Source organism: Clostridioides mangenotii TR, assembly GCF_000498755.1.
Classification (GTDB): Bacteria; Bacillota; Clostridia; order Peptostreptococcales; family Peptostreptococcaceae; genus Metaclostridioides; species Metaclostridioides mangenotii_A.
Window position 1 is genome coordinate 86,809 of record NZ_AXUS01000007.1, and the last position, 24,402, is coordinate 111,210.

Sequence of the window (24,402 nt, forward strand, 5' to 3'; positions counted from 1 at the left end):
TTATATACGATAACTATTATGGAAGGTATATTGATACATAAATAATGTCATATTTAAATATATTTCAACAAAATACTATCTTACATTGTAAATATCATATAAATAAAAGTTGATTAGCAAAAAATAAACAGCATAATAATCATATCTATCGTTGATAAACAACTATAAAAAATAATAGACGACCCTTCTTATGTATATTTCGTGAATATATTCAAATAATGGTATTTTCCACTTCAGATATTCATATATATCTTTTGAAGGGGGTGTTCCTATTGTATTTGACCAAAGTAAACTACAGTGAGGAAAACGCAGTTGATCTCCTTAGTTCATCCCTCAAAGGCATAATAGATGACGACACCATTGTAGTTTGTATAGGAACAGATAGGGCTATTGGCGATACTCTTGGCCCTTTAGTTGGAACAATCTTAAAAAAAAGCAGTTACAAATATCCTGTCTACGGAACACTAGATAACCCTATTCACGCACTAAATATATATGAATCTTTAGATGAGATTAAAAACAAACATCTAAATGGCAATTTTTTAGCCATAGACGCTTGTCTAGGATCGCAAAGCACTATAGGAAATATACAAATAAGAGAAGGACCTATTCTCCCTGGAAAAGGTGTCGGAAAGAAACTCCCCCAGATAGGGAACTATTCTATTGTGGGAATCGTGGATAAAATAGATGAAAACAACAGATTTTCGTTTAATAACATACGTTTAAGCTTTATCTTTGATTTAGCTGAGGCCATTGCTCTTTCAATATTAGTATCTACCTGATCATTATACATAACAGCAAGGGTAGGTGATATTATGAGAAAGATATGTAAATTTTTTGTTTAATTTGCACTAATAAGCATTGTTTTTAAAGTATTCTTATTTCCAGTATTATTAAATCTAACAAATGATAAAATTTAACTAAAGAAAGGTGTATTTTGGAGTAAAGTTATATAAAACTCTTATCTCTTAAATACACCTTTTTTTATTTAATATATTAATGAAGAGAGGCCGATCCTAAAGTGATGGCAACCACTCTAAAATCAGCCTCTATAGATTCTTTTGGATTTTTTCAGAAGACTATTTCGAACACTCAATCTAAAAGCCGTGTCACCTAAAACTCTTCTATCAACTATTTAATTTTTTGTAGCATCAACTTTACAAACCGAACTTTGTATATTTATAGGATTATTAATTAATTCGTGGAGTTTTTCATCCACTAATATACTATATTACAAAAATGTCTTTTTGGTTCGTAATTTGTCAAAATTTGTTTCTTATTCCTTTTCAACTAATGCAAACATAAGGTCTCCCTTACATGCAAGTTCTTCTCCTACATGTGCCTTAGCAGTTGCTTTTGCTATATTTCTTCTCATGGAAATAACCTCTACTTCCAATGTAAGAGTATCTCCTGGTCTTACTTCTTTTTTGAATCTAACATTATCAATACCTGCAAACACGCCTAGTTTGCCTTTATTTTCATCAATAGACATCATTGCAACAGCTGCGACCTGTGCTAGAGCCTCAATTATAAGAACTCCTGGCATTAGAGGGTATTCTGGAAAATGACCTTGAAAAAATGGCTCATTAACAGTTACGTTTTTGATGCCGACTGCTCTTTTACCTATTTCCAATTCAGTTATCTTATCCACTAAAAGAAATGGATATCTATGTGGTATTATCTCTTTTATTTGATCTATATTTAGCATATTTTTCTCCTTAATTTCTATCTTCTAAATGATCCACCTGTCTCTAACATATCTATAGAGCCAAGAGCTATCCCTGTCCCTTTTGCTACACATGAAAGTGGTTCTTCAGCTATCACTACATTTATTCCTGTACTTTGCTCTATACGCTTGTCCAATCCGTAAAGTAAAGCTCCACCACCAGTCATTATAATTCCTGTATCACCGATGTCAGCTGCAATCTCTGGAGGAGTTTTTTCTAGTACAGAATGTGTTGCAATAACTATTTGCTCTATACATTCATTTAATGCTACAAGAGTTTCTGATGAATTTATTTCTACAGATATCGGAAGTCCTGTCACTAGGTTTCTACCTGTAACCTTCATAGATACAACCTCTTCCCTTTCAAATGCACTACCGACTTCCATCTTGATCTTCTCTGCAGTTCTCTCTCCAATAAGAATATTGTGCTGTTTTTTCATATATCTAACGATTGCTTCGTCAAATCTATCTCCGCCCACTTTTATAGATTCGCTTACTACTATACCACCTAAAGAGATAACTGCCATATCAACAGTTCCTCCACCGATATCTATGATCATACTTCCATTTGGTTCAGAAATATCTATACCAGCCCCTATAGCCGCTGCTATAGGCTCTTCAATAATATATACCTCTCTGGCTCCAGCTTCTCTTGTAGCCTCTTCTACGGCTCTTTTTTCTACATCTGTAACACCCGTTGGTACACATACCATTATTCTAGGCATAAAAAACTTACCAAATCCTTTTTTTTCAGCGATCTGGTCTATAAAATATTTAAGCATTTTTTCTGTTACATCGTAATTAGATATAACTCCATCCTTAAGTGGTCTAATAGCTACTATATTCCCTGGTGTTCTACCTATCATTCTTCTGGCCTCTTCACCTACTGCTAAAACCTCTTTAGATTTCTTCTCAATCGCTACAACTGAAGGTTCCTCTAGTAATATTCCCTTCCCACTAACATAAACTAGCACATTTGCAGTACCTAAGTCTATGCCTATATCAGCTCCAGCCATGTCTTCAACTCCTTTTATGATTATTGATTATATTCTATTAAATTAAAGTTTATACTATTTATTATCCTTAAATTACCTTGTATATAGTATTTACAAATTAGTATCCTTATAATACAACATATACAAAAAATTTATTTTAGTCAAGACGAAATCCTATATTTACCATTATATTTAAATAATTATAAAAATGTAGGCATAATTACCTACATTTTTTATAATCATTTAAGTATTTTAATTTTGTCGCCATTCCCCCTCTGATATGTCTTTCAGATTTGTTTTTATCTAGGACGTTTTTCACTTCCTTAGCTAAGTATGGATTTATCTCTTTTAATCGCTCTGTTACATCCTTGTGAATAGTACTCTTACTGACTCCAAATGTCTTTGCAGTCTGTCTGACTGTCGTATTTTTCTCGAGGATATATTTTGCTACTACCACTGCTCTTTCTTCTATATGCGATTTCAATGATTCCCCCCCTTACATAATAGCTTTAATGATATATATGTGAAAATGAGGAAAAATATAACAAAGCATGTTCAAAATAAAAAAAGAGGATGCTTATTTAGTGATAGTTATCACTTTTAGCATCCTTTAGTAATTCTATTATTTTAAATTTAGTTTGCTTCATAGCTTTATTACTATTTAATCTGAATTGCTTTATTGCTTTGTCACTTTCTTTTCTACCTTACTATATTTAATCGTCGTTTCAGTTTCCCATGGTCTAAAATCTTATTTTAATAATTCTGATGGATCTACTAATTTATCATTTTTATATACTTCTAAATGTATATGAGATCCGTCTTCGCTCTCTGCTTTAGATGATTCTCCAGCTTTTCCTAAAACTTGACCTTCTGCTATCTTCTGATCTTTTTCAACTTTTGTATTTTTATCTAGATTTGAATAAACTACTACAATACCTTTTTCTTCATTCTTCACTTTTACAGAATATCCGTATTTATCGCTGCTAAATATATCTGTAACTACTCCACTAGTAAGTGACTTTACATCTGATCCCTTAGTCGAGCTTATATCTAATGCTTTGTGTATCTCCCACACATCTAAAGTTTTAGAATATGAAGGCTTTTTTTCCGAATATTCTCTTAGGACTTCGGTTCCTAAATAACTCAATTTTGAAGTTTTGTTCTCTGCTTTACTTACATCTTTATCTTCAGTTTGTTTTGCCTTCTCAAGATTTTGCTTTGAATCCGTAGCAGTAGGTACCTTATCGTTTTTATTGTTCTCAATTAGGTGTATTTCGTTATCTTTATTAGAATTCTCTAATTTTTCATTATTAGAGGCTAATTTATCTACATTACTGTTTGTAAACCAAACCCCGCCTACTGCTATTAGGCAAACACATACAAATAAAGATAAATAAAAACCATCTTTCTCTAATAGCCTTTTTTTCATATTGCACCTCCAAATATATTTGTACATTTGGATTATTGACGTCATTTTATGGTTTTATACATCTAATATATATCTTTTATACTAGTATTTGAGTAATAGTGGGATAATATTTCATAATATTTAGAGCCATCCTTTGCCATACCTTCTGCTCCCCATTGGCTCATTCCAACGCCGTGACCATATCCCTTTACATTAAATTCTAAATTTTCTCCATTAAAAACTATTTCAAAATTCGCTGAATTAAGTCCAAAAATTGTTCTTATGTCAGTTCCTGCAAATGTCTTATTTCCTATTTTTATTTTATCTACTGCTCCACCTTTACTTTTTTCAACTACACTTATTTGATTATCTAAATTTTGCTCACTCAACGATATAGAGCTATTTGTTCTCTTCATAGAGCTTACAAATTCTTTGTTGCTCATTTTAATATTTGATACAAATTTAGGGGATATTTTATCGTAAGGACTGTCTACTGACTTTAAATATGGGTAACTTGCTGAAAATACTTCCTCACTGTTTTCTGTTTTTCCAGATGATGTCGAGAAGTACAGAGGCAGAATTGCTTTGTCATCGTACGCTATGATTTGACCTTTTGTAGATTTTACAGCTTCTTGTATTTTAGAATATCTGTTTTTCATCCACTCTTTACCGTTTATTTTTTGAAGCTCACTGTAGCTTTTATATTCTTGGCAGTGTTTAAAATCTGTACAAACTACTGCTTTTTTGTGTCTAGATGGATATGGTCTATCCATTTTATACATTACATAAGTCCTCGCTGCTATAGCCTGCGCTCTTAGAGCTTCAATATCAAAATCTGGAGACATCTCCCCAGCAAGAACTCCAGATAAATATTCTTCCAAATCTATTTTCTGATATTTGCCTAGTTTATGATTGTATATATCAATCTTAGGAGATTCTTTATCAACTGTTTCTAAGTTCAATACCTTTTCACTTTTTACATCCGTTTTATTTTCCTCTTTATCCGCTTTTGCAACAGTTACTTTATTGCTGCTACTAGACAACTCTGTCTCGCTGTACGACACCGCTGTTATCAAAATAGGTGCTGCAACAGAACATACAACTAAACAAAGTATAATCAAAATAGGGTTCTTCATACACTCTCCTCCTAGCATTTAGCTTTTACCTTAAAGTATATGAACAACCCATTTATTTTATGATTAAGTTTTTAGTATTATTCTAATTTTTATTAGTCCTCAATTATTTCTATATTTCCGCCTAAAGACCTGATTTTCTTGTCTATATCAACGTAACCTCTTTGAATATGATAAATTTCTCCAATTTTAGTTTCGCCTTCCGCTATAAGTCCACATAGTATTAGCGCAGCCCCTGCTCTAAGATCTGTGGCATTTACATTTGCTCCATGAAGTTCATCAACTCCATTTACAACAGCGCTTCTACCATCTATTTTTATATCTGCACCCATTCTGTTGAATTCTGCTACGTGCATAAATCTATTTTCAAATACAGTCTCTATAACTACACCAGTTCCATTAGCTACTGTAAGCATAGCCATAAATTGAGCTTGAACATCCGTAGGGAAACCTGGGTGTGGTAGAGTCTTTATATCTATTGGCTTTAGTACTTCAGGACCAATAACTCTAACTGAGTTTTCCATTTCAGTTATCTTACAACCGGCTTCTCTTAATTTTGCTATTACAGGCTTTAAGTGCTCAAGTAGTACATTTTCAACTACTATATCACCTTTTGTCATAGCCGCTGCACACATATAAGTTGCCGCTTCTATTCTATCAGGTATTACATTATGCTCAGCACCTTTTAGTTCTTTAACACCTTTAATTCTTATAGTGTTAGTTCCTGCACCTTTTACATTTGCGCCCATTTCATTTAAGAAATTGGCTAAATCTACTATTTCTGGCTCTTCTGCGGCATTTTCTATTATTGTAGTTCCATCTGCAAGAGTTGCTGCCATCATTATATTTTCAGTAGCACCAACAGATGGGAAGTCTAAGTATAGTTTGCTTCCTTTTAAATCATCAGTTTTAGCCTCTATAAATCCATGATCCATTTCTATCTCTGCACCTAATGCTTTAAACCCTTTTAAATGTAAATCAATAGGTCTTGTACCTATAGCACATCCTCCTGGCATAGAAATTTTTGTACTGTTAAATCTAGCTAATAGTGGTCCCATTACTAAGAATGACGCTCTCATCTTTCTAACTAGCTCATAAGGAGCCTCACAAGTATTTATTTTGCTTGCATCTACTGTCAATGTGTTGTCTTTGTACTCTACTTCAGCACCTAAGTGTCTAAGTAAGTTTGATATAACTTGAACATCTTGTAGATTTGGAACCCCGTGTAGTGTTGATTTTCCGTTCGCTAATAAAGTTGCTGCTATTATTGGTAATACTGCATTTTTTGCCCCATCTATTTTAACACTACCTTTAAGTGGATTACTCTTCTTCACTATTATTTTTGCCATTTTGCTTTTCTCCTCATTAATTAATAATCTATTTTTATAATTGGACTTGCGATATAGACGTACGTTTCCCCAATATCTTCTTTGTATCTAATCGCTATATTTAAATTTATCTTTTTTCCTAAATAATTTAACTCGCTGTATCTTAATACTTTACCATATGCTACAGCTGATAAAAAGTGTTCATTTTTTATTTTATGTATTTCTTCAGCACTCATATTATATAATATTTCATCCAAAATATCATCATATTTGTCATTTTGTAACTTTTTTGTGTATTTCCCTACAATGCAGGCGTATATTTCCGTGTTACTTGAATAATTTTTTAACAGCTTTTCAAGCTCGTTATAATCATCCTCTATATGTTTATATACCTTGTGTTCTGATATGTCAACCGTAATATACGCTTCATTTGAATTTTTTTTGATCCCATTTATACTTATTTTTATATTTTCTAATTCGACATTTATAAAAATTTCTTTCTTTTTATTATTCCAATTTTCGTCATACACTATTTCATTTTGACTGACTCCAAAAATCTTTACTATATTAAACAATACTTTTTTTAGCTTTTCTTTTGATATATTGTATTCTATTTCCGAATTATACTTTACATTATAAAATTCATATTCAGCATTTATACACTCTAATGAAGATTTTAGAGTACTATATTTAGTATTCATATTTGAATCTGCGTAAGAAATAGCTGCACCTAAAATCATCAATAATATTATACTTATAAATATTTTTACCTTATTCATTCAAATCCCCCTAAATAAAAATAATTTTATTTCATTATATATATATTAATTATTGACATATTTTACCTATATATACTCAAGATAATTTTTAATTTTATACTTAGACTCTTTAAATAAAAAATAGACATACTCTATCGATTATCATTTGATAGAATATGTCTATTTGTTTGCATCTATTTATATTAACTTCTCTTTATTTATACTTTTATTTTACTAATTTAAATTCGTACTCATCTACGCCATCAATTGAATTTGTAACTTTAGTGAAGCCTTTATCAGAAAGAATCTTTGCAGCTTGTCCACTTCTGTTTCCTGTTCTGCAGTATAAATAGATATCTTTGTCTTTATCAAGAGTATCTAATTTTGATTCTATATCTTCAAGTGGTATATTTTCTGCTTTTTCTATATGACCTTTAGCAAACTCATCTGCTTTTCTAACATCAATTAACACAGCATCTTTATTATCCGCTATTGCCTTTTCTAGTTCAGCCCCAGTTATATCGTCATATTTAACTAAATCATATTTGAAGTCTTTTACTCCTTGTGCATTGTAAACTTTCGTAAATCCATTATTAACTAGTATATCAGCAGCTTCTGCACTTTTCTTACCTGAGTTGCAGTACAGGATTACAGTTTTATCTTTGTATCCATCTAAATCACTCAATTTTCCTTCTATCTCATCCACATATATGTTTATAGCATTCGCAATATGTCCTGAAGAATAATCTTTATCGTCTCTAACATCAATCACGATTCCATCTTTCTCTTTTTCCATTAATTTTAATGCTTTTTCTCCCTCAATATCTTCATAAGCAACTTTGCTCTCATCATTTTTTTCTACTTGTTTCGCTGGTTCAGATGCTTGTTTATCATCTTTTGGACTACATCCCACCAAGCTTCCAAAAGTAAGTGCCATAATCATCCCTAAAGCTAAGACTCTAAACTTCTTACTAATCTTCATAAATATACCCTCCATAAACTTATAATTTATTAATACATCTTAGGACAAACGTTTTTCTATTCTTTCCCTTTAATTATAACAAAATATATGCTTATTCTTCATTTCCATTTTCTATAACATACTTTATTCTATAGTTTTTTCTATTCAGCTAGATTACAATTTTTTTATCTTCTTAATTCCCTTGCGTCTTGTCATCCATTTTCCTACTGTGGAGCTATTTTCCTGATTAAAAATCTTTTTATTTTTTACATCTTCATTAAATATAAAATCCAGTACATGAAGAGTCGACTTCCCAGCTAACATCATTGATTCACAACATGACTCACAGTACGAAATAACCGTATCATTTTCAGTTTCTTCAGCTCTCTTTTTAGTTTGTTCTATAGAGATCTCATTGCTTGTCACTCTAGTCATTCCGCCAGACCCGCAACACTCTGTATTCTCTCTATTATTTTTAAATTCATCTATTTTTAAACCCAACGAATTTAGGATTTCTCTAACATCATCGTGAATGTCACAATTGTATCTAGTAGGGCAAGGATCGTGTAGTGTAAATCTCTGCTCCAAATTGGCGTAATAACCCTCTAACTCTATTGGAAGACCACTCTCATTAATTATACTCCAAATATATCTAACATTAACATCTGGACTGTTCTCTTTAACTACTTTATAACAATTTGGACAAGCAACTATAACCTCGTCTATGTCATTAGAGCTTAACACCTCTTCTAATTTTGAATAATACTTTTTAAACTTCTCTGTATCTCCCATAATCATCGTAGCTTCGCACAACATTCATATATTATCGAGATATCTTCTATTTGGGTTTTAAATATTTAAAAGTATCTACAACGATTTTGTCACTGTAACTTGCCAAACTACATCCCGGCATAAAAACAGTCTTGTGATCCTTTTTTATTGAATTATATGAAAAAACTGACGAAAAACTATTTTGCTGATGAAACTTTACAGACTTATATCCCAAATCTTTTAAATTATTTTCTCCAGCAGAGAATATATCTTTTCTAGATTTGTAAAATACATCCCCTAGATCTATATCTTTAGGGCATACTTTTTTACATAGACCACAAAGCATACACGAGTATGCCATAGCTTTATCTATTTTTTTATCAGTAGTTATTCCTTCCATAATAGCTTTTGGTGATTCTCCATACTTATCCATCATAGGGCAAGCTTTATAACATTTTTTACAATCTATACATCTTTTATTTTCTTCTTTTATATATTTTATTGTCTCTTTACTTAGAGATATTTTTTGCATTTATCACACCGCCAATTCGCAAGTATTGAAATTGATATAGTCGCTAAACAATATATTCAATACCTTCATTTATAAAGTACCTTTGTGTATTTTGTACTGCATTTTGTTCGCATAACAAATACATTATACCAAATAAACGAAGTATTTTCTAAATTACATATACTTAACTCTCTAAATAAAATCGCTATTACTAGCTGCCCGCCTTGATTTTAATTATCAAAATGTTTTTATTTACCACATTAAACCTTTTTTAATCTATTCCTAACATAAAAATAATGCAAAATAAAGAAATATATATTATAATAATATTAGTTGAACTTTCAACTAATATCTGGAGGTGATATTATCGCAGAATTAAAAAATAAAATACTCAGAGCAGTCGGAGCCCTTTCAAGAACTATCAATACTCTAAACGATAATAAATACAAAAAATTTAATATCCAAAAAGGTCAATACATATTTTTAACACGTATATGCGAAAATCCAGGAATAAATCTTATACAACTCACATCGACACTAAAAATTGACAAAACCACAACTACAAAGGCAACACAAAAACTGATAAAAGAAAATTACATTACTAAAAAAATAGATACTGATGATAAGAGGATTTCTAGGCTATACCCTACAGAAAAAGCATTAAAAATATATAATGTTATAATAGCAGAAGAAAATAGAAGCATCGATATTTGCTTTAAAGATTTTTCAGAAAACGAAAAAATCCTAGTATACCAACTTGTTAAAAGGATGCAAGAAAATATAGAATCAGATTGGTACGAACTAAAAAATTACAAGGAGTGATGATATGATAAGAAAAGCATACCTAAAAGACCTAGATCAAATTATGAATATAATATCGGATACTGTAAAAGAAATGAAAACTTACAATAATACACAATGGGACGAAAACTACCCACAAGCAAAAGACTTTAAAAACGATATTAAAAATGAAGACCTTTATATAGACGAATTAGACGGTCAAGTCGTTGGCCTTATCTGTGTAAACTATATAGAGCCCAATGAGTATTTGAATATAAAATGGGCCTCTGATAAAAAAGCTATGATTATTCATAGAATGGCTGTAAACTCAAACTTTAGAAATCAGAAAATAGGTACTAGATTAATTGAGTTTGCCGAAGAGTACGCCAAAAATAACGATGTCGATTATTTAAAGACAGATACCTATTCGGTTAATATTAAAATGAATTCGTTGTTTAAAAAATTTGGATATCAACTGGCAGGTCAAATGGAGTTTTTAGGTAAAGAGGAGCCATTTAACTGCTACGACAAAGTTCTAGACTTCCCTAGTTAATAATCCAAAATACCACAATTTTTTAATTTCGAGGAAGAACTATAGGTTTCATATCATATAAAAATGGCATTCCAAAATATTCTGATATCCAAAAATGCCATTTTTATTATTTAATGTAAATTCTATGTGTAGTTCTACTTTATGGTAAAAAAAGTACCTATTTTAAGATCTTTTTATCTTATATTTATATAAAAAAACCCTTTTAAATAATATCCAAAAGGGTCTTTATCAACTTTATTAAAAGTAATTTTTATATATTTATACCTACTCAACAGTAACAGATTTAGCTAAGTTTCTTGGTTTATCTACATCGCATCCTCTAAGAACAGATACATAATAAGCAAGAATTTGCATTGGTACAACTGATAAAATTGGAGCAAGTATATCATCAGCATCTGGGATATAAATAACATCGTCAGCTGCTTTTTCAACATCTTTATTGTGTGATTGAGCTATTCCTATTATATAAGCGCCTCTAGCTCTAACCTCTTCCATATTTGAAACCATTTTTTCAAATAACTTTTCTTGAGTTGCAACAGCTATTACTGGTATATCTTTCTCTATTAAAGCTATAGTACCGTGCTTTAATTCTCCTGCCGCAAATGCTTCAGCATGTATATAAGATATCTCTTTAAGCTTAAGAGCTCCTTCCATAGCTAAACTACAGTCTATTCCTCTACCTAAGTAGAATGCGCTAGTTGTATCTGAAAACTTTTTAGCTATTTTTTTTATAGAGTCTTCACCTTTTAATACTTCCTCAATTTGAGCAGGTATTGCTCTCATCTTTGCAATCATTTCGTCGTAGTACTCTCTTGTTATACTACCTTTTTTAAGAGCAAAGTCTAATGCTATCATATATAATGAAACTATTTGAGTTGTATAAGCTTTTGTCGATGCAACTGATATCTCAGGCCCTGCCCAAGTGTAGAATACATCGTGTGCTTCCCTTGCTATTGAAGATGCAACTACATTAGTTACTGCTAATACTCTAGCACCTTTTTCTTTAGCGTCTCTTAACACTGCAAGTGTATCCGCTGTTTCTCCTGATTGACTTACTAGCACTAATAGAGTATTTTCATCAAGTATAGGATCAGCATATCTGAATTCAGAGGCTATATCGGCTATAACTTGAACTTTCATAAATTTCTCCATAGCGTATTTTCCAAGTAATCCAGCATGGTAAGCAGTACCACAAGCCACAACGTATATTCTCTGGATTTTATCTAAATCTTCTTTGGACATATTGATAGTGTCCAGAGTTATAGTTCCGTTGTCGTCTAATCTTCTCTCTAGTGTCTCTTTTATTGCTGTAGGCTGTTCATGTATCTCTTTAGCCATATAATGGTCGTAACCACCTTTTGAAGCTGCTTCTATATCTAAATCTATATGAACTGAATCTTTTTCTACTAAATTTCTATCGAAGTCGTATACTTTTAAATCGCTTCCCTGCATATGAACTACTTCACCATTGTCTAAGAAATATACATCTCTAGTATATGCTAATAGAGCAGTTATATCTGAAGCTATTATATTTTCTTCTTTACCTAATCCAACTACTAGCGGACTATCTTTTCTAACAGCTACAAGTTCTTTGTCATCATCTTGAGAAATTATACCTAGGGCAAATGCTCCTCTCAATCTTGATATTGTTTTGTAAGCTGCATCAAGTAAATTTCCAACGTAATATTTGTCTAATAAGTGAGCTATTACTTCAGAGTCCGTTTGAGTTAAAAACTCTACTCCGTCTTTACTTAATTCTTCTTTTAATTCCATGTAGTTTTCAATTATTCCATTGTGAACTACAGCTAAGCTTTTGTCTTTATTGAAATGAGGATGGCTATTTGCATCCGATGGTTCGCCATGAGTTGCCCATCTTGTATGGCCAATTCCCAATGATCCCTCCATTCCATTAGACTCAACATCTTCACCTAATATTGCAAGTCTACCATTATGCTTTCTGATGTCTAGTTTATTGTTGTTGTTTACTGCTATTCCTGCTGAATCATAACCTCTGTACTCCAGCTTTGAAAGCCCATTCATAATTACCTCAGCAGCATTTCCTTTTCCTAAATATCCAACTATTCCACACATATTTGTGTCCTCCTAAAATTTTATTAATATATTTTAAGAGTTAGGTCTACATTTTACTTGAACTTCCCTTTGTCCACACGATTACTCATATGTTTTGAAAAAGTTCTTCGATGGTAAACACACCGCAGAGCATCCGCCGATAATTCGATTAACTCTGACCTCGTCAACTCACATATAGTGAGTTCTGGCGCTTTAGCGGATCCTTAGTTTTAATCTAAAGACCCATTCTATCTACGACAATTTTTTTGTAATAAGATTAGCTAAATTTGTCGCCAATTCTTTTAGTTGACCTTCCTCTTTACCCTCTAACATTACTCTTACTAATGGCTCTGTCCTGATGGTCTTATTAAGACTCTTCCTTCACCATGTAGTAAATTCTCTATCTTTTCTATTTCTTCTTTTATTTCTGTTATTTCCATGTATTTATTTTTATTTTCATTTTTAATTGTTGCATTGACTAACACTTGTGGATACTGTGTCATTACAGAAGCTAGATCAGATAATTTTTTATTTTCTTCTTTTACTATACTTGCAAGAAATAACGAGCTTAAAACTCCATCTCCTGTAGTATTGTAATCTAGGAAAATCATGTGACCTGACTGCTCTCCACCGAGGTTGTAACCGCTTTTAACCATTTCTTCAAGTACATATCTATCACCAACGCCTGTAGTGGCTAGTTCTATTCCATGCTCCTTAGCAGCTATAGTAAGACCTATATTGCTCATTACTGTTACAACAAGTGTATCTTTTGCAAGTTTCTTTTTCTTCTTTAGATAAATAGCACTCAAAATCATTATATGATCCCCATCCACTATTTGTCCCTGTTCATTCACAGCTATAAGTCTATCTGCGTCTCCATCATATGCAAGACCTAAGTCTGCACCGCTTTTTAAGACAGCCTCACATAATAGTTCAGGATGAGTAGATCCACATTTATCATTTATATTTATCCCATCTGGATCATTGTGAATTGCAATAACATCTGCTCCCAGTTCTTTGAATACCTCTGGAGCAACCTTATACGCAGCGCCATTAGCACAATCAAGAACAACTTTTAAACCACTTAAATCTTCTTTTATTATCGATTTTAAGTATTCTACATAGTCCTTCTGTGCATTATGTAAGAAAATCTTTTTACCTAATTTTTCACCAGTTGGGTAATACTCAATTTTATCTATATCATCTATGTATTCTTCTATTTTAAATTCTAATTCATCGTCAAGTTTGTATCCCTTATCATTAAAGAACTTGATTCCGTTGTATTCAAAAGGATTGTGGGAAGCAGAAATAACAACACCACAATCAGCATCATATTTTTTAATTAAATACGCTACTGCAGGTGTAGGCACAACTCCTACTGTTATTACATCACAACCTACAGACATAAGCCCTGCTATTAATGATGCCTCTAACATATCTCCCGATACTCTAGTATCTTTTCCTACAACAACTTTTACATTATCTTTATGCTCATTTTGAGCTAAAACAAATCCTCCAGCTCTTCCAAGCTTATATGCTAGATCGCATGTTAGTCCGGTATTGGCTACCCCTCTAACACCATCTGTTCCAAAATATTTCCTCACTAAAAAATCTCCTTTCAAAATCGAAAGCATAAAATGCACTATCTTATATATTATACCACATTATCATAAAATCAAAAAATAATCTATCTTTACAATAAAGATAACAATATTGTTATAAATATATAAAATACTACATTATATTACAATAAAGGGGATATCCCTGATAGTAAGCAGTAACTTACATACGGGATATCCCCTATTTTATACTAATTATTATTAGTTTTTAGTTGCATCCATACCTTTTTGAAGAGCATCTCTATTTAATGGAACAAATTTCTCTTTTGAAGGTCCGAAAACTTTCTTAAATGCATCTAGTACTGATTCTATATTAACAGTATCAGATACTTCTAAGTAAGCACCTAACATTATCATGTTGGCTACTTTTGGATTTCCTAATTCAACAGCTAAATCATTAGCTGGTATATAGTAAACATCAACATCATCTCTATCAACTTTTGCATCTATTAATGAACTGTTAACTAATATTTTTCCTCCAGGAACAACGTCTTTTTGGAATTTTTCAAATGCTGGTGCATTCATTAGTATAGCAGCAGTTGCATCATCTGTTATAAGTGGAGAACCTACTGGCTCACTAGAAACTGTTACTGCACAGTTTGCAGTACCTCCACGCATCTCTGGTCCGTATGATGGTAACCAAGATACTTCTTTGTTCTCTAACATTCCTGCATAAGTAAGTAATTGTCCCATTGACATAACACCTTGGCCTCCGAAGCCTGCACATATTACTCTAGCTGTAGACATTTACTTCACCTCCCCATCAATTTCAACATCTTTAAAGTTTCCTAATGGATAATGTGGCATCATATTATCTCTTAACCATTGTAATGCATCAACTGGTGATAATCCCCAGTTAGTTGGGCATGTAGAAAGTACTTCAACTATACCAAATCCTAATCCTGCTTTTTGAACTTGGAAAGCTTTCTTTATTGCTTTTTTAGCTTTTCTTGCGTTAGCTGGAGTATCAACAGTAACTCTCTCAACGAATACTGCTCCATCTAATGTAGATAACATTTCACTTACTCTTATTGGGAAACCTTGAGTTTCTGGGTTTCTTCCTGATTGAGCAGTTGTAGCTTTTTGACCTACTAGAGTAGTAGGAGCCATTTGCCCACCAGTCATACCGTAAGTAGTATTGTTAACGAATATAGTAGTTATTTTTTCACCTCTAGCAGCAGCGTGAATTATTTCAGCTGTACCTATAGAAGCTAAGTCTCCATCTCCTTGGTAAGTAAACACTGTTTTGTCAGGGTGTACTCTTTTTACTCCTGTAGCCGCAGCTGGAGCTCTACCATGAGATGCTTCTTGTGTATCCATATTAAAATATTTATATCCTAAAACAGAACATCCAACAGGTACTATACCTATTGTTTCTCCCAATAATCCTAATTCTTCTAGAGATTCCGCTACTATTCTGTGGATTATACCGTGAGTACATCCTGGACAGTAGTGAGTATGGGCTTGAGTTAAACCTTCAGTTCTTTTAAATACAACAGCCATTATCTAACACCTCCTGAAACTTCTTTACCATCTAATATGTCTTTAGCCATTTGAACAATATATGCTGGATCTGGAGTCATTCCTCCTGGTCTTCCGTGGAAGTATATTGGTAATCTTCCTCTTACAGCTAAGTCAACGTCTTCGATCATTTGACCCATACTCATCTCTACTGTAAATATAGCTTTTGCATTAGGTATATTTTCAGCTTTGAATGCGTCAAATGGGAAAGGCCATATTGTTTTAGGTCTAACAAGTCCTGCTTTTATTCCTTGTTCTCTTAAAGTAGTAATAGCAGTCTTAACTATTCTTGAAACAGTTCCATAAGCAGCGAAGACAATTTCTGCATCTTCTGTTTTGTACATTTCAACATCTACTTCATTTTTTTCTATTTCTTTGTATTTAGCATCTAAACGTAAGTTGTGTTCTTCTAACTCAACTGACTCTAAGTATAGAGAGTTTATGATATTAGGTTTTCTGTTCATTCCTGTTCCTACAGTAGCCCAATCTTTTGGAGGCAACTCTCTTTTCTTTCCTGAACCACTAAAATCAACTGGCTCCATCATTTGTCCTATCATACCATCAGCAACAACCATTACTGGTGTTCTGTAGTAATCAGCTACATCGAAAGCTCCCATGATCATATCAACAGCTTCTTGAACAGTTGCTGGTGCGTAAACTGGAGTTCTGTAGTCTCCGTTTCCTCCACCTCTTGTTGACATGTAGTAGTCAGCTTGAGAAGGTTGTATACTTCCTAGACCTGGTCCACCTCTCATGATGTTAAGTATAACACATGGAACTTCAGCTCCTGCACAGTATGTTATACCTTCTTGTTTTAATGCAACACCTGGTGAAGATGAAGAAGTCATTACTCTTGCTCCTGCTCCTCCTGCTCCGTATACCATGTTTATTGCTGCAACTTCTGATTCAGCTTGAACAAATGCTCCGCCTATTTTTGGTAATTCTCTTGATAAATACTCTGGTAATTCACTTTGTGGAGTTATTGGGTAACCGAAGAAATGCTTACAACCAGCTTCTATAGCTGCTTTTCCGAAAGCTTCGTTACCTTTCATAAGTATTTTAGCCATTAAACTTCCCCCTTTATTAATTGATTAAATTAGTCTCTTTCTACTGTAATTACTTGATCTGGACACATAGTTGCACAGCTTGCACACCCTATACATTTGTCCATATCAACTACTGTTGATGGATTATAACCTTTTTTATTGATTACATTTGTATCAATTTTCATAATCTTTACTGGACATGCGTTAACACATAGTCCACAACCTTTACAACGGTCTTGATTAAAAGTAACTGTTCCTTTTGCTTTAGCCATTTGTCTTTGCCTCCTTAAACTTTCTATATATTTGAGCCCAAACTACATCCAATCTTGTCTCATATACATCTTTATTGGGAATATTTCCCCTTCCAAACCATCTGGCAACTGATCAACTAAAGTCTCTATACATGTGTTGTACTTAACTGGTATATTAAGCGTTTTAGAAACTTCTTTGACTACTTCCTGACCTTTTAAAATATCCTCAACTGTTGTATCCCAGATCATATGAGTATTATTTACTAGGCCGCTTACCTTAAGCTTCGAAGCATTCTCTATAATAGATATATATTCGATTACTTCTTGTGCCGTTTGAGTTTTCTCCCTATTTGCATTCACTACGAAAAACAAATCGTAGTCTCCATCTTTAATAAGATCTTTATATCCTGCAATTACCTTAGCTCCTACATTATCTCCACCAAGGTCGATAACATAGTTGTATGAACTATCGTTCATAGGCGTCTTTACTTGAGCTGATATTGCTGGTACATCTAAACTGGATGCTTCGATTGAGCTACCCATAGGAATTATATCAAGAGACTCCATGAGCTCTTTCTTTTCCCTTGTTCTGAAATAAACATTTACAACGTCCATATCAGCTATAGCTACTTTACCAGATACCATCTCTCTTAACTTTATAACATAGTTCATTGAGAATTCACTTTTTCCACTACCATAGTGGCCAGTCATGATTCTAATTCGTTTGTCATTAGTTACCATATACTTTGGCCTCTTCTTCAGCATTTAAGACTCTAAGTCCTCCTTGTGCTAAAGCTATCATCTCATCTTCACCAGGATAAACAGTAACATCAGTTATATACTTAACTCTGTCTATTATCATTTGAGTGAATGATTTTGAGTATGCTATACCACCAGTAAGTAGTATTCCATCAACATTCCCTTTAAGAACTGATGCACATGCTCCTATTTCTTTAGCTATTTGGTAAGCCATAGCTTCGTATAATAGTTCAGCTTTTTTGTCGCCTTTTTCTATCATCTCTTCTACTTCTCTAGCGTCGTTAGTTCCTAAATAGGCCACTAAGCCACCATTTCCTTTAATTTTTTTCTTTATATCTTCTAAAGTGAATTCACCACTGAAACACATCTTTGCTAGTTGTCCAACTGGTAAACCACCACTTCTCTCTGGCGAGAATGGTCCTTCACCATCTAATGCATTGGCAACATCTACAACTTTACCTTTTTCATGAGCCCCAACAGATACTCCTCCACCCATATGGGCTACTACTAAGTTTATTTCATCATACTTTTTATTATTTTCACTTGCAAATCTTCTAGCTATAGCTTTTTGATTTAACGCATGGAAAATACTTTTTCTGTCTATTTCAGGCATTCCTGATATTCTAGCTAAATCATTTAATTCGTCAACAACAACTGGGTCAACTATATATGATGGAGCGTTTACTTCATCACCTATTTGCTTGGCTATTATACCACCTAGGTTAGAAGCATGTTCTCCTGAAACTCCTACTTTTAAATCTTCTAACATTGGAGCGTTTACTTCATAAGTACCGCCTTCTATAGGCTTAAGAAGTCCTCCTCTACCTACAACACAGTCTAAATTTGATAAATTTATTCCACCTTCTGCTAAAGAATCTACTATTACTTGTTTTCTGAATTCAAATTGATCAGAAACTCTTTCGTATTTTCCTATTTCATCTGAAGAGTGTCTTAATGTTTTTTCAAACACTTCTACCTCATTATCGTATACTGCTATTTTAGTCGAAGTAGAACCTGGATTAATCGTTAGTATTTTGAAAACCTTATTCATTTGTTTGTTTACCTCCTGAATATTATGCTTTAGCCGCCATTAAGACACCTAATGCTATTGAATTAAGTTTAGTTTCTTCATTGTCTGCTCTTGAAGTTAATATAACTGGTGCTTTTGCCCCAACTATAACTCCTGCACTCTTTGACTTAGCAAAGTATGACATTGATTTATAAAGTATGTTACCTGCTTCTATATCAGGAGCTAATAGTATATCAGCTTTTCCAGCAACTGGATGATCCATACCTTTGTGTTTAGCTGCTTCTTCTGAGACAGCATTATCTAGCGCAAAAGGTCCACCAACTATACATCCTTTGATTTCGCCCCTCTTACACATATCTTCAAGTTCTTTCGCGTCTACTGTGTCTGGCATTTTTGGATTTACTTTTTCTTTAGCACATAAACAAGCTACTTTTGGCTCTTTTATATCTAATGCGTGTGCCACTGTACATGAATTTTCTATGATTTGTTTTTTTGTTTGTAAATCAGGAGCTAAGTTCATAGCTGCATCTGTTATAAAGAACAGCTTGTCATAACCCTCAACATCGAAAACCGCAACATGGCTTAAAACGTTACCAGTTCTCAGACCTACTTCTTTATTTAAAACTGCTTTTAAGATTATTGATGTGTCTACTAAGCCTTTCATTACCATATCGGCTTTTCCTTGTGAAACTAATTCAACAGATTTTAATGAAGCTTCTGCTAAATCCTTTATATCGATAAGTTCGTAATTGTCTAGATCCATGTCTATACTTTTTGCAATCTCTTTAGTCTTTTCAATATCCCCTACTAATATAGCTTTTGCTATTTTTTCTTTTCTTGCCATCTCAACAGCTAGTAAAACTTCTTTGTCTTGACAACAAGCAACAGATATAGTCTTAGGACCTCTTTCTTCCGCAAATCTTATTACTTCTTCAAAGTTTCTCATGCGATTACACCTCATTTAGAATTTTTGAAATCGTTTTTAACATTTCAAATTAAATTATACATCTAGTTACAGGCTTTTCATAGTTTAAATTGATAATTTTTTTCAGAAAACTATATTCAATTAAAACAATTCGGTTAATATTATTATTTATTTAGATCAATATATTATTTATTAAATTGTTCAATGTTTATATTACTCTATAATCCTCATAATATAATAATATCGCTAAAATAAACAAGATGCAACAGAAATATAAAATTAACAATGTCAATATTTGTCGAATTCTGTCGCATCTTGTTTTTTAATATCATTTAATTTTTAGACTATTTCACTTCAACAACGTTAGGAGTTATCTTAACATTTTTAAAATTGAAACTAGATTCATATTTTATTACATATTTATAATTTGTTGTACTTTGCTGAGTCAAATCTATATATAGCTTAATATCTGATTTTTTAGCAGATTCCAAAGCACTGTCATATTCAACATCTACCTTAATTTCAGTAGTGTTTATTATAGCTCTCTCTGCATCTTCTTCGGTATTATTTCTAATTTCAATTTCCGATGAATTGAAGCTAAATGAATCCTTTGTTAAATCTTTTTTCTTTTTACTTACAGTTATCGTATCTAATTCAGTATTAATTCCTTCTGGTACTGTTAAGGTTACATTAATCTCATTAGCGTTTTCTAATTGCTTTAAGTCTATTATATCTGTTTCTATTACATCAACCGCTTCTACAGCTTCTTTTTTACCTTTTATAACTACTTCTTTGCTGCTTACATTGTAGCTCTTTATATCTTCTGTAGTGCCTTCTTTTAAATTAAATTTTATCGGAACTGTCTTTTGTTTGAACATTTCAACGTCTGCGTTCACATAATAATTTGAAAGAACAACGTCCTCAACTTTTTCACCTGACTCATCTACAGGAGTTAGCTTTAAATTTCTAGTAAAATTATCTTTACCATTTTCTACATTTAAGTCTGCTTCAATGCTTTTAACTTTGTTAACCATACTTCGAGGCCCCGTCACTTTAACTTTATTTTTCTCTAGTTTAATTTCGCTTATATCGTCTTTCTTCTCACCATTTACATTTACTTTTATAACTTTATCCATCTTTACAACCCTTTCAAGGTTCACTATAATCATATTGTTTTTAAGAGAGCTATTTACACCCTCAGAAACATTTGATCTTAGGTACATATCATTACTACCTTCAAGAGGTTCCTTTATTTCACCATATACATAGATTTTACTCTTTGTTGTATTTTTTACCTTAGATAGTTCACCCGAAATGTATACATCTGCTGTAAGATCATTTTTTGGATAAACTATAAAGCCCTTGTCTTCCAATTCGGTTGTATTAGTAATAGATACTGGGACATCTTCGATTAAATTTTTACTTTGTGGATCTATAGCAAGCATCACATACATCCACAAAACCATAGCACTAATCAGCGCTATAACTTTAATTCTAGTATTATGTTTAAACTTATTTATCATCTAAATAAACCACCTTTTAAGAAGCTTTTTTCATCAGTATTTACCTTTAAATTGCTGCGTAGTATGTTAGTCATTCTCTCCTTAGATATATCTCTATAAAGCTTGCCCGATTTGGCTATAGAGACACCTCCAGTTTCCTCTGAAACAATTAAAGTTATACAGTCTGACACTTCACTGATTCCTATACCAGCTCTATGTCTAGTTCCTAAATCCTTACTCAAATCTTTAGTTTCAGTAAGAGGTAGAAAGCATGCAGCTGCCTTTATCCTAGATTCCCTTATCACTACCGCACCATCGTGTAGCGGAGTATTTGGTATAAATATATTTATTAATAACTGTCTAGATATCTCGGAATCTATAACAGTACCTGTATTTATTATCTCATTTATTTTAGTATCTCTCTCCATTACTATCAACGCCCCTATCTTTTGTCTAGACAATGAGTACAGAGATTCAACTATCTCTTCAATCGTTCTATTTAGAATTTCTTCCGATGAATTAATATTCTTACCGAAAAATGACAATCTAGTTCTTCCTATACGTTCAAGACCTGCTCTTAGCTCGGGTTGAAATATTATCGCTGCTATAATACCTATCTCAAGAGTATTATTTAGTAGCCAATTTAATGTGTGAAGTTTTAAAATTCCACTGACTTGCACAATTACCATAAATAGTATTATACCTTTAAAAACTTGTTCTGCTCTTGTATCTTTTATGAACATGAAAATCTTGTAAAAAATGTATGCAACTATTATTATATCAAGTATATCAGGTATACTAATTTTTGTTATAATATTGAAAATTTCATTTAAAAATAAATTAAGATCTAACAAAATTTTATCCTCCTATTTATTTTTGCTTTCACTGCTTTACACTATGTATTATACACTATATCAATCGAAGTATATACAAACTATTCAATTTTTCATCAAATATTCGTTTTCGGCTTTTTAAAAATTTTTTTCTAGTTTTAATCTGCTTTTTTATCATATAAGGCTCTTTTAATACATAAAATTTGTTATTTAAATACATCAAATTATATTCATTTATAAAAATATAGCTATTTTAGTGATATAAATGAGATAAAAAGAAAATTACATTGTTAAAAAAAGAACGAAAATAACGTTTTTCCACTTTTCTTGAAAGGCTTTAATGCTTAATTTCTATTTATATTATAATTAAAATTCTAATATCAGAAAGTTCAATACAATCTAATTATTTCAAGAGTATATATACTATCAATTTTATTATAAGTAGCTATATATCAGATCAAAGGACAATGATAATTGTAAGCCAAAGTAAATCTTATATTCACTCCTATGCAAGGTTAATCGAATATAAGACTTTAATATAAAGATATTATCTAATCTATACTTAGTTCATTGTGTTTAATTTCTATTTGAATTATTCTCTTTAATTTATGATCCTAACATATTTGCTTTTTTACCTTCTATCTGTAGAAATCTTACAGTCTATCGAATTCTATTTCAAAAAAACAACTTAAAAGAGAATCTAGTTTTGCAAATTCTACAACTTTTTGTACTTCAAAAATATTTTGTGCTCACAAATAGTTTTGTAAAACAAAAAAGTTCCACATTCGTGAAACTTTTTTATTAATTAATGGTGAGCGCACAGGGATTCGAACCCCGGACACATGCCTTAGAAGGGCATTGCTCTATCCAGCTGAGCTATGCACCCATTATTATATGGAGCGGGAAACGAGATTCGAACTCGCGACATCGACCTTGGCAAGGTCGCGCTCTACCACTGAACTATTCCCGCATATTTTCAAGAATTACCTTTGGATATTACTTATCAAAGGTCAATCATTATTATTTTAGTTTGGCGACCTGGAAGGGTTCGAACCCTCGACCTCCAGCGTGACAGGCTGGCATTCTAACCAACTGAACTACCAGGCCGCAAATGGTGGGATTAACAGGGCTCGAACCTGTGACCCCCTGCTTGTAAGGCAGGTGCTCTCCCAGCTGAGCTATAATCCCACGATTTTCTGGAGCGGGTGAAGGGGATCGAACCCTCACAGCTGGCTTGGAAGGCAGAACTCTACATTGAGCTACACCCGCATATGTAATTGGTGACCCGTAGGGGAATCGAACCCCTGTTACCGCCGTGAAAGGGCGGTGTCTTGACCGCTTGACCAACGGGCCAGTTTGTTTTAATGGTTGCGGGGGCAGGACTCGAACCTACGACCTTTGGGTTATGAGCCAACGAGCTGCCAACTGCTCCACCCCGCGATATTAGTTTGACCGCTTGACCAACGGGACAGTTTGTTTTAATGGTTGCGGGGGCAGGACTCGAACCTACGACCTTTGGGTTATGAGCCCAACGAGCTGCCAACTGCTCCACCCCGCGATATTAGTTTGTTTGGTATTAAATGCCGAAGACCGGAATCGAACCGGTACGAGAGGTAARTCCCGCAGGATTTTAAGTCCTGTGCGTCTGCCAATTCCGCCACTTCGGCTTTKTAATGGCTCCAAGGGAGGGACTCGAACCCTCAGCCTATCGGTTAACAGCCGAGTGCTCCACCGTTGAGCTACCTTGGAACAATACGTGGCTACGTCTTACTCTCCCAGGCAGTTTCCCACCAAGTACCATCAGCGCAAGAGAGCTTAACTTCTGTGTTCGGAATGGGAACAGGTGTATCCTCTCTGCTATAGTAACCACATAATCTTTAAATTAGAGTTAGTACTCTAAAAACTACATATATAATTTAGTA

General features: G+C 33.0%; 23 protein-coding genes, 10 tRNA genes, 1 rRNA gene and 1 pseudogene. 3 read left to right on the plus strand and 32 right to left on the minus strand.

Annotated features, from left to right (window positions below):
* The first annotated feature begins 272 nt into the window (after window positions 1–272).
* Window positions 273–782, plus strand: coding sequence for a spore protease YyaC (yyaC, locus tag T473_RS0105155; protein ID WP_024620949.1), 510 nt, complete (start codon window positions 273–275; stop codon window positions 780–782).
* Window positions 783–1,276: 494 nt separating this feature from the next.
* Here yyaC and fabZ read toward each other — a convergent pair whose 3' ends face one another.
* From fabZ to T473_RS18025, 10 genes are all read right to left on the minus strand, one after another.
* Entirely contained in the window at window positions 1,277–1,708 is a 432-nt protein-coding gene (gene fabZ / locus T473_RS0105160) for a 3-hydroxyacyl-ACP dehydratase FabZ (protein WP_024620950.1), read from the minus strand.
* Between the two features lie 17 nt (window positions 1,709–1,725).
* Entirely contained in the window at window positions 1,726–2,742 is a 1,017-nt protein-coding gene (gene mreB / locus T473_RS0105165; RefSeq protein WP_024620951.1) for a rod shape-determining protein, read from the minus strand.
* A gap of 199 nt (window positions 2,743–2,941) precedes the next feature.
* Complete coding sequence (gene spoIIID / locus T473_RS0105170) at window positions 2,942–3,205, minus strand: sporulation transcriptional regulator SpoIIID (RefSeq protein WP_024620952.1); 264 nt, start codon at window positions 3,203–3,205, stop codon at window positions 2,942–2,944.
* A 264-nt stretch (window positions 3,206–3,469) separates the two neighbouring features.
* Complete coding sequence (locus tag T473_RS0105175; RefSeq protein WP_024620953.1) at window positions 3,470–4,150, minus strand: M23 family metallopeptidase; 681 nt, start codon at window positions 4,148–4,150, stop codon at window positions 3,470–3,472.
* A gap of 62 nt (window positions 4,151–4,212) precedes the next feature.
* Window positions 4,213–5,265 (minus strand): stage II sporulation protein D, encoded by a 1,053-nt coding sequence (spoIID, locus tag T473_RS0105180; RefSeq protein WP_024620954.1) that lies wholly within the window; start codon window positions 5,263–5,265, stop codon window positions 4,213–4,215.
* Window positions 5,266–5,357: 92 nt separating this feature from the next.
* The gene (murA, locus tag T473_RS0105185) at window positions 5,358–6,611 is read right to left on the minus strand and encodes a UDP-N-acetylglucosamine 1-carboxyvinyltransferase (protein WP_024620955.1); all 1,254 of its coding nucleotides are present in this window, start codon (window positions 6,609–6,611) and stop codon (window positions 5,358–5,360) included.
* Window positions 6,612–6,631: 20 nt separating this feature from the next.
* The gene (locus T473_RS0105190; RefSeq protein ID WP_024620956.1) at window positions 6,632–7,369 is read right to left on the minus strand and encodes a YwmB family TATA-box binding protein; all 738 of its coding nucleotides are present in this window, start codon (window positions 7,367–7,369) and stop codon (window positions 6,632–6,634) included.
* Window positions 7,370–7,574: 205 nt separating this feature from the next.
* A complete protein-coding gene (locus tag T473_RS0105195) occupies window positions 7,575–8,330 on the minus strand; it encodes a rhodanese-like domain-containing protein (protein ID WP_024620957.1) in 756 nt (251 codons plus the stop codon).
* Between the two features lie 153 nt (window positions 8,331–8,483).
* Window positions 8,484–9,125 carry a heterodisulfide reductase-related iron-sulfur binding cluster gene (locus T473_RS18020; protein WP_051365873.1) on the minus strand — a complete coding sequence of 214 codons (642 nt, stop codon included), beginning with the start codon at window positions 9,123–9,125 and terminating at the stop codon, window positions 8,484–8,486.
* A 22-nt stretch (window positions 9,126–9,147) separates the two neighbouring features.
* Entirely contained in the window at window positions 9,148–9,612 is a 465-nt protein-coding gene (locus T473_RS18025) for a 4Fe-4S dicluster domain-containing protein (protein WP_051365874.1), read from the minus strand.
* Window positions 9,613–9,924: 312 nt separating this feature from the next.
* Between T473_RS18025 and T473_RS0105205 the strand changes: the two genes are divergently transcribed.
* Together T473_RS0105205 and T473_RS0105210 are read left to right on the plus strand one after the other, a co-directional pair.
* Window positions 9,925–10,413, plus strand: coding sequence for a MarR family winged helix-turn-helix transcriptional regulator (locus tag T473_RS0105205; RefSeq protein ID WP_242825863.1), 489 nt, complete (start codon window positions 9,925–9,927; stop codon window positions 10,411–10,413).
* Window positions 10,414–10,417: 4 nt separating this feature from the next.
* On the plus strand, window positions 10,418–10,924 hold the full coding sequence (locus T473_RS0105210; protein WP_024620959.1) for a GNAT family N-acetyltransferase: 507 nt from the start codon (window positions 10,418–10,420) through the stop codon (window positions 10,922–10,924).
* 264 nt (window positions 10,925–11,188) lie between these two features.
* On the opposite strand, the gene glmS is transcribed toward T473_RS0105210, so the two are convergent.
* The 22 genes and pseudogenes from glmS to rrf all read right to left on the minus strand — a co-directional run bounded on the left by glmS (window position 11,189) and on the right by rrf (window position 24,351).
* Window positions 11,189–13,015 (minus strand): glutamine--fructose-6-phosphate transaminase (isomerizing), encoded by a 1,827-nt coding sequence (gene glmS, locus T473_RS0105215; RefSeq protein WP_024620960.1) that lies wholly within the window; start codon window positions 13,013–13,015, stop codon window positions 11,189–11,191.
* A 231-nt stretch (window positions 13,016–13,246) separates the two neighbouring features.
* Window positions 13,247–14,598 (minus strand): annotated as a pseudogene (gene glmM / locus T473_RS16270) (phosphoglucosamine mutase).
* A gap of 216 nt (window positions 14,599–14,814) precedes the next feature.
* Window positions 14,815–15,360: a 2-oxoacid:acceptor oxidoreductase family protein gene (locus tag T473_RS0105225; protein ID WP_024620961.1), complete on the minus strand. Its 546-nt coding sequence runs from the start codon at window positions 15,358–15,360 to the stop codon at window positions 14,815–14,817.
* On the minus strand, window positions 15,361–16,116 hold the full coding sequence (locus T473_RS0105230; protein ID WP_024620962.1) for a thiamine pyrophosphate-dependent enzyme: 756 nt from the start codon (window positions 16,114–16,116) through the stop codon (window positions 15,361–15,363).
* On the minus strand, window positions 16,116–17,201 hold the full coding sequence (locus tag T473_RS0105235; RefSeq protein ID WP_024620963.1) for a 3-methyl-2-oxobutanoate dehydrogenase subunit VorB: 1,086 nt from the start codon (window positions 17,199–17,201) through the stop codon (window positions 16,116–16,118). Before T473_RS0105235 ends, T473_RS0105230 begins: the two co-directional genes overlap by 1 nt.
* A 29-nt stretch (window positions 17,202–17,230) precedes the next feature.
* Window positions 17,231–17,452 (minus strand): 4Fe-4S dicluster domain-containing protein, encoded by a 222-nt coding sequence (locus T473_RS0105240; protein WP_024620964.1) that lies wholly within the window; start codon window positions 17,450–17,452, stop codon window positions 17,231–17,233.
* A gap of 42 nt (window positions 17,453–17,494) precedes the next feature.
* A complete protein-coding gene (locus T473_RS0105245) occupies window positions 17,495–18,172 on the minus strand; it encodes a hypothetical protein (protein WP_024620965.1) in 678 nt (225 codons plus the stop codon).
* Window positions 18,162–19,241: a butyrate kinase gene (buk, locus tag T473_RS0105250; protein ID WP_024620966.1), complete on the minus strand. Its 1,080-nt coding sequence runs from the start codon at window positions 19,239–19,241 to the stop codon at window positions 18,162–18,164. Before buk ends, T473_RS0105245 begins: the two co-directional genes overlap by 11 nt.
* Window positions 19,242–19,263: 22 nt before the next feature.
* Window positions 19,264–20,166: a phosphate butyryltransferase gene (gene ptb, locus T473_RS0105255; RefSeq protein ID WP_024620967.1), complete on the minus strand. Its 903-nt coding sequence runs from the start codon at window positions 20,164–20,166 to the stop codon at window positions 19,264–19,266.
* Window positions 20,167–20,489: 323 nt separating this feature from the next.
* Window positions 20,490–21,668: a CdaR family protein gene (locus T473_RS0105260; protein WP_024620968.1), complete on the minus strand. Its 1,179-nt coding sequence runs from the start codon at window positions 21,666–21,668 to the stop codon at window positions 20,490–20,492.
* Window positions 21,665–22,501 carry a diadenylate cyclase CdaA gene (gene cdaA, locus T473_RS0105265; protein ID WP_024620969.1) on the minus strand — a complete coding sequence of 279 codons (837 nt, stop codon included), beginning with the start codon at window positions 22,499–22,501 and terminating at the stop codon, window positions 21,665–21,667. Before cdaA ends, T473_RS0105260 begins: the two co-directional genes overlap by 4 nt.
* A 788-nt stretch (window positions 22,502–23,289) precedes the next feature.
* A tRNA-Arg gene (locus T473_RS0105270) sits at window positions 23,290–23,366 on the minus strand.
* A 9-nt stretch (window positions 23,367–23,375) separates the two neighbouring features.
* Window positions 23,376–23,450, minus strand: a tRNA-Gly gene (locus T473_RS0105275).
* A 61-nt stretch (window positions 23,451–23,511) separates the two neighbouring features.
* Window positions 23,512–23,587 (minus strand) — tRNA-Asp (locus tag T473_RS0105280).
* A gap of 5 nt (window positions 23,588–23,592) precedes the next feature.
* A tRNA-Val gene (locus T473_RS0105285) sits at window positions 23,593–23,668 on the minus strand.
* A 9-nt stretch (window positions 23,669–23,677) separates the two neighbouring features.
* Window positions 23,678–23,749: transfer RNA gene (locus T473_RS0105290), tRNA-Gly, on the minus strand.
* A 9-nt stretch (window positions 23,750–23,758) separates the two neighbouring features.
* Window positions 23,759–23,833, minus strand: a tRNA-Glu gene (locus T473_RS0105295).
* Between the two features lie 12 nt (window positions 23,834–23,845).
* A tRNA-Met gene (locus T473_RS0105300) sits at window positions 23,846–23,920 on the minus strand.
* 42 nt (window positions 23,921–23,962) lie between these two features.
* Window positions 23,963–24,038 (minus strand) — tRNA-Met (locus T473_RS0105305).
* Window positions 24,039–24,061: 23 nt separating this feature from the next.
* Window positions 24,062–24,147 (minus strand) — tRNA-Leu (locus T473_RS0105310).
* 7 nt (window positions 24,148–24,154) lie between these two features.
* A tRNA-Asn gene (locus T473_RS0105315) sits at window positions 24,155–24,229 on the minus strand.
* Between the two features lie 5 nt (window positions 24,230–24,234).
* Window positions 24,235–24,351, minus strand: a 5S ribosomal RNA gene (gene rrf / locus T473_RS0105320).
* Window positions 24,352–24,402: the final 51 nt, after the last annotated feature.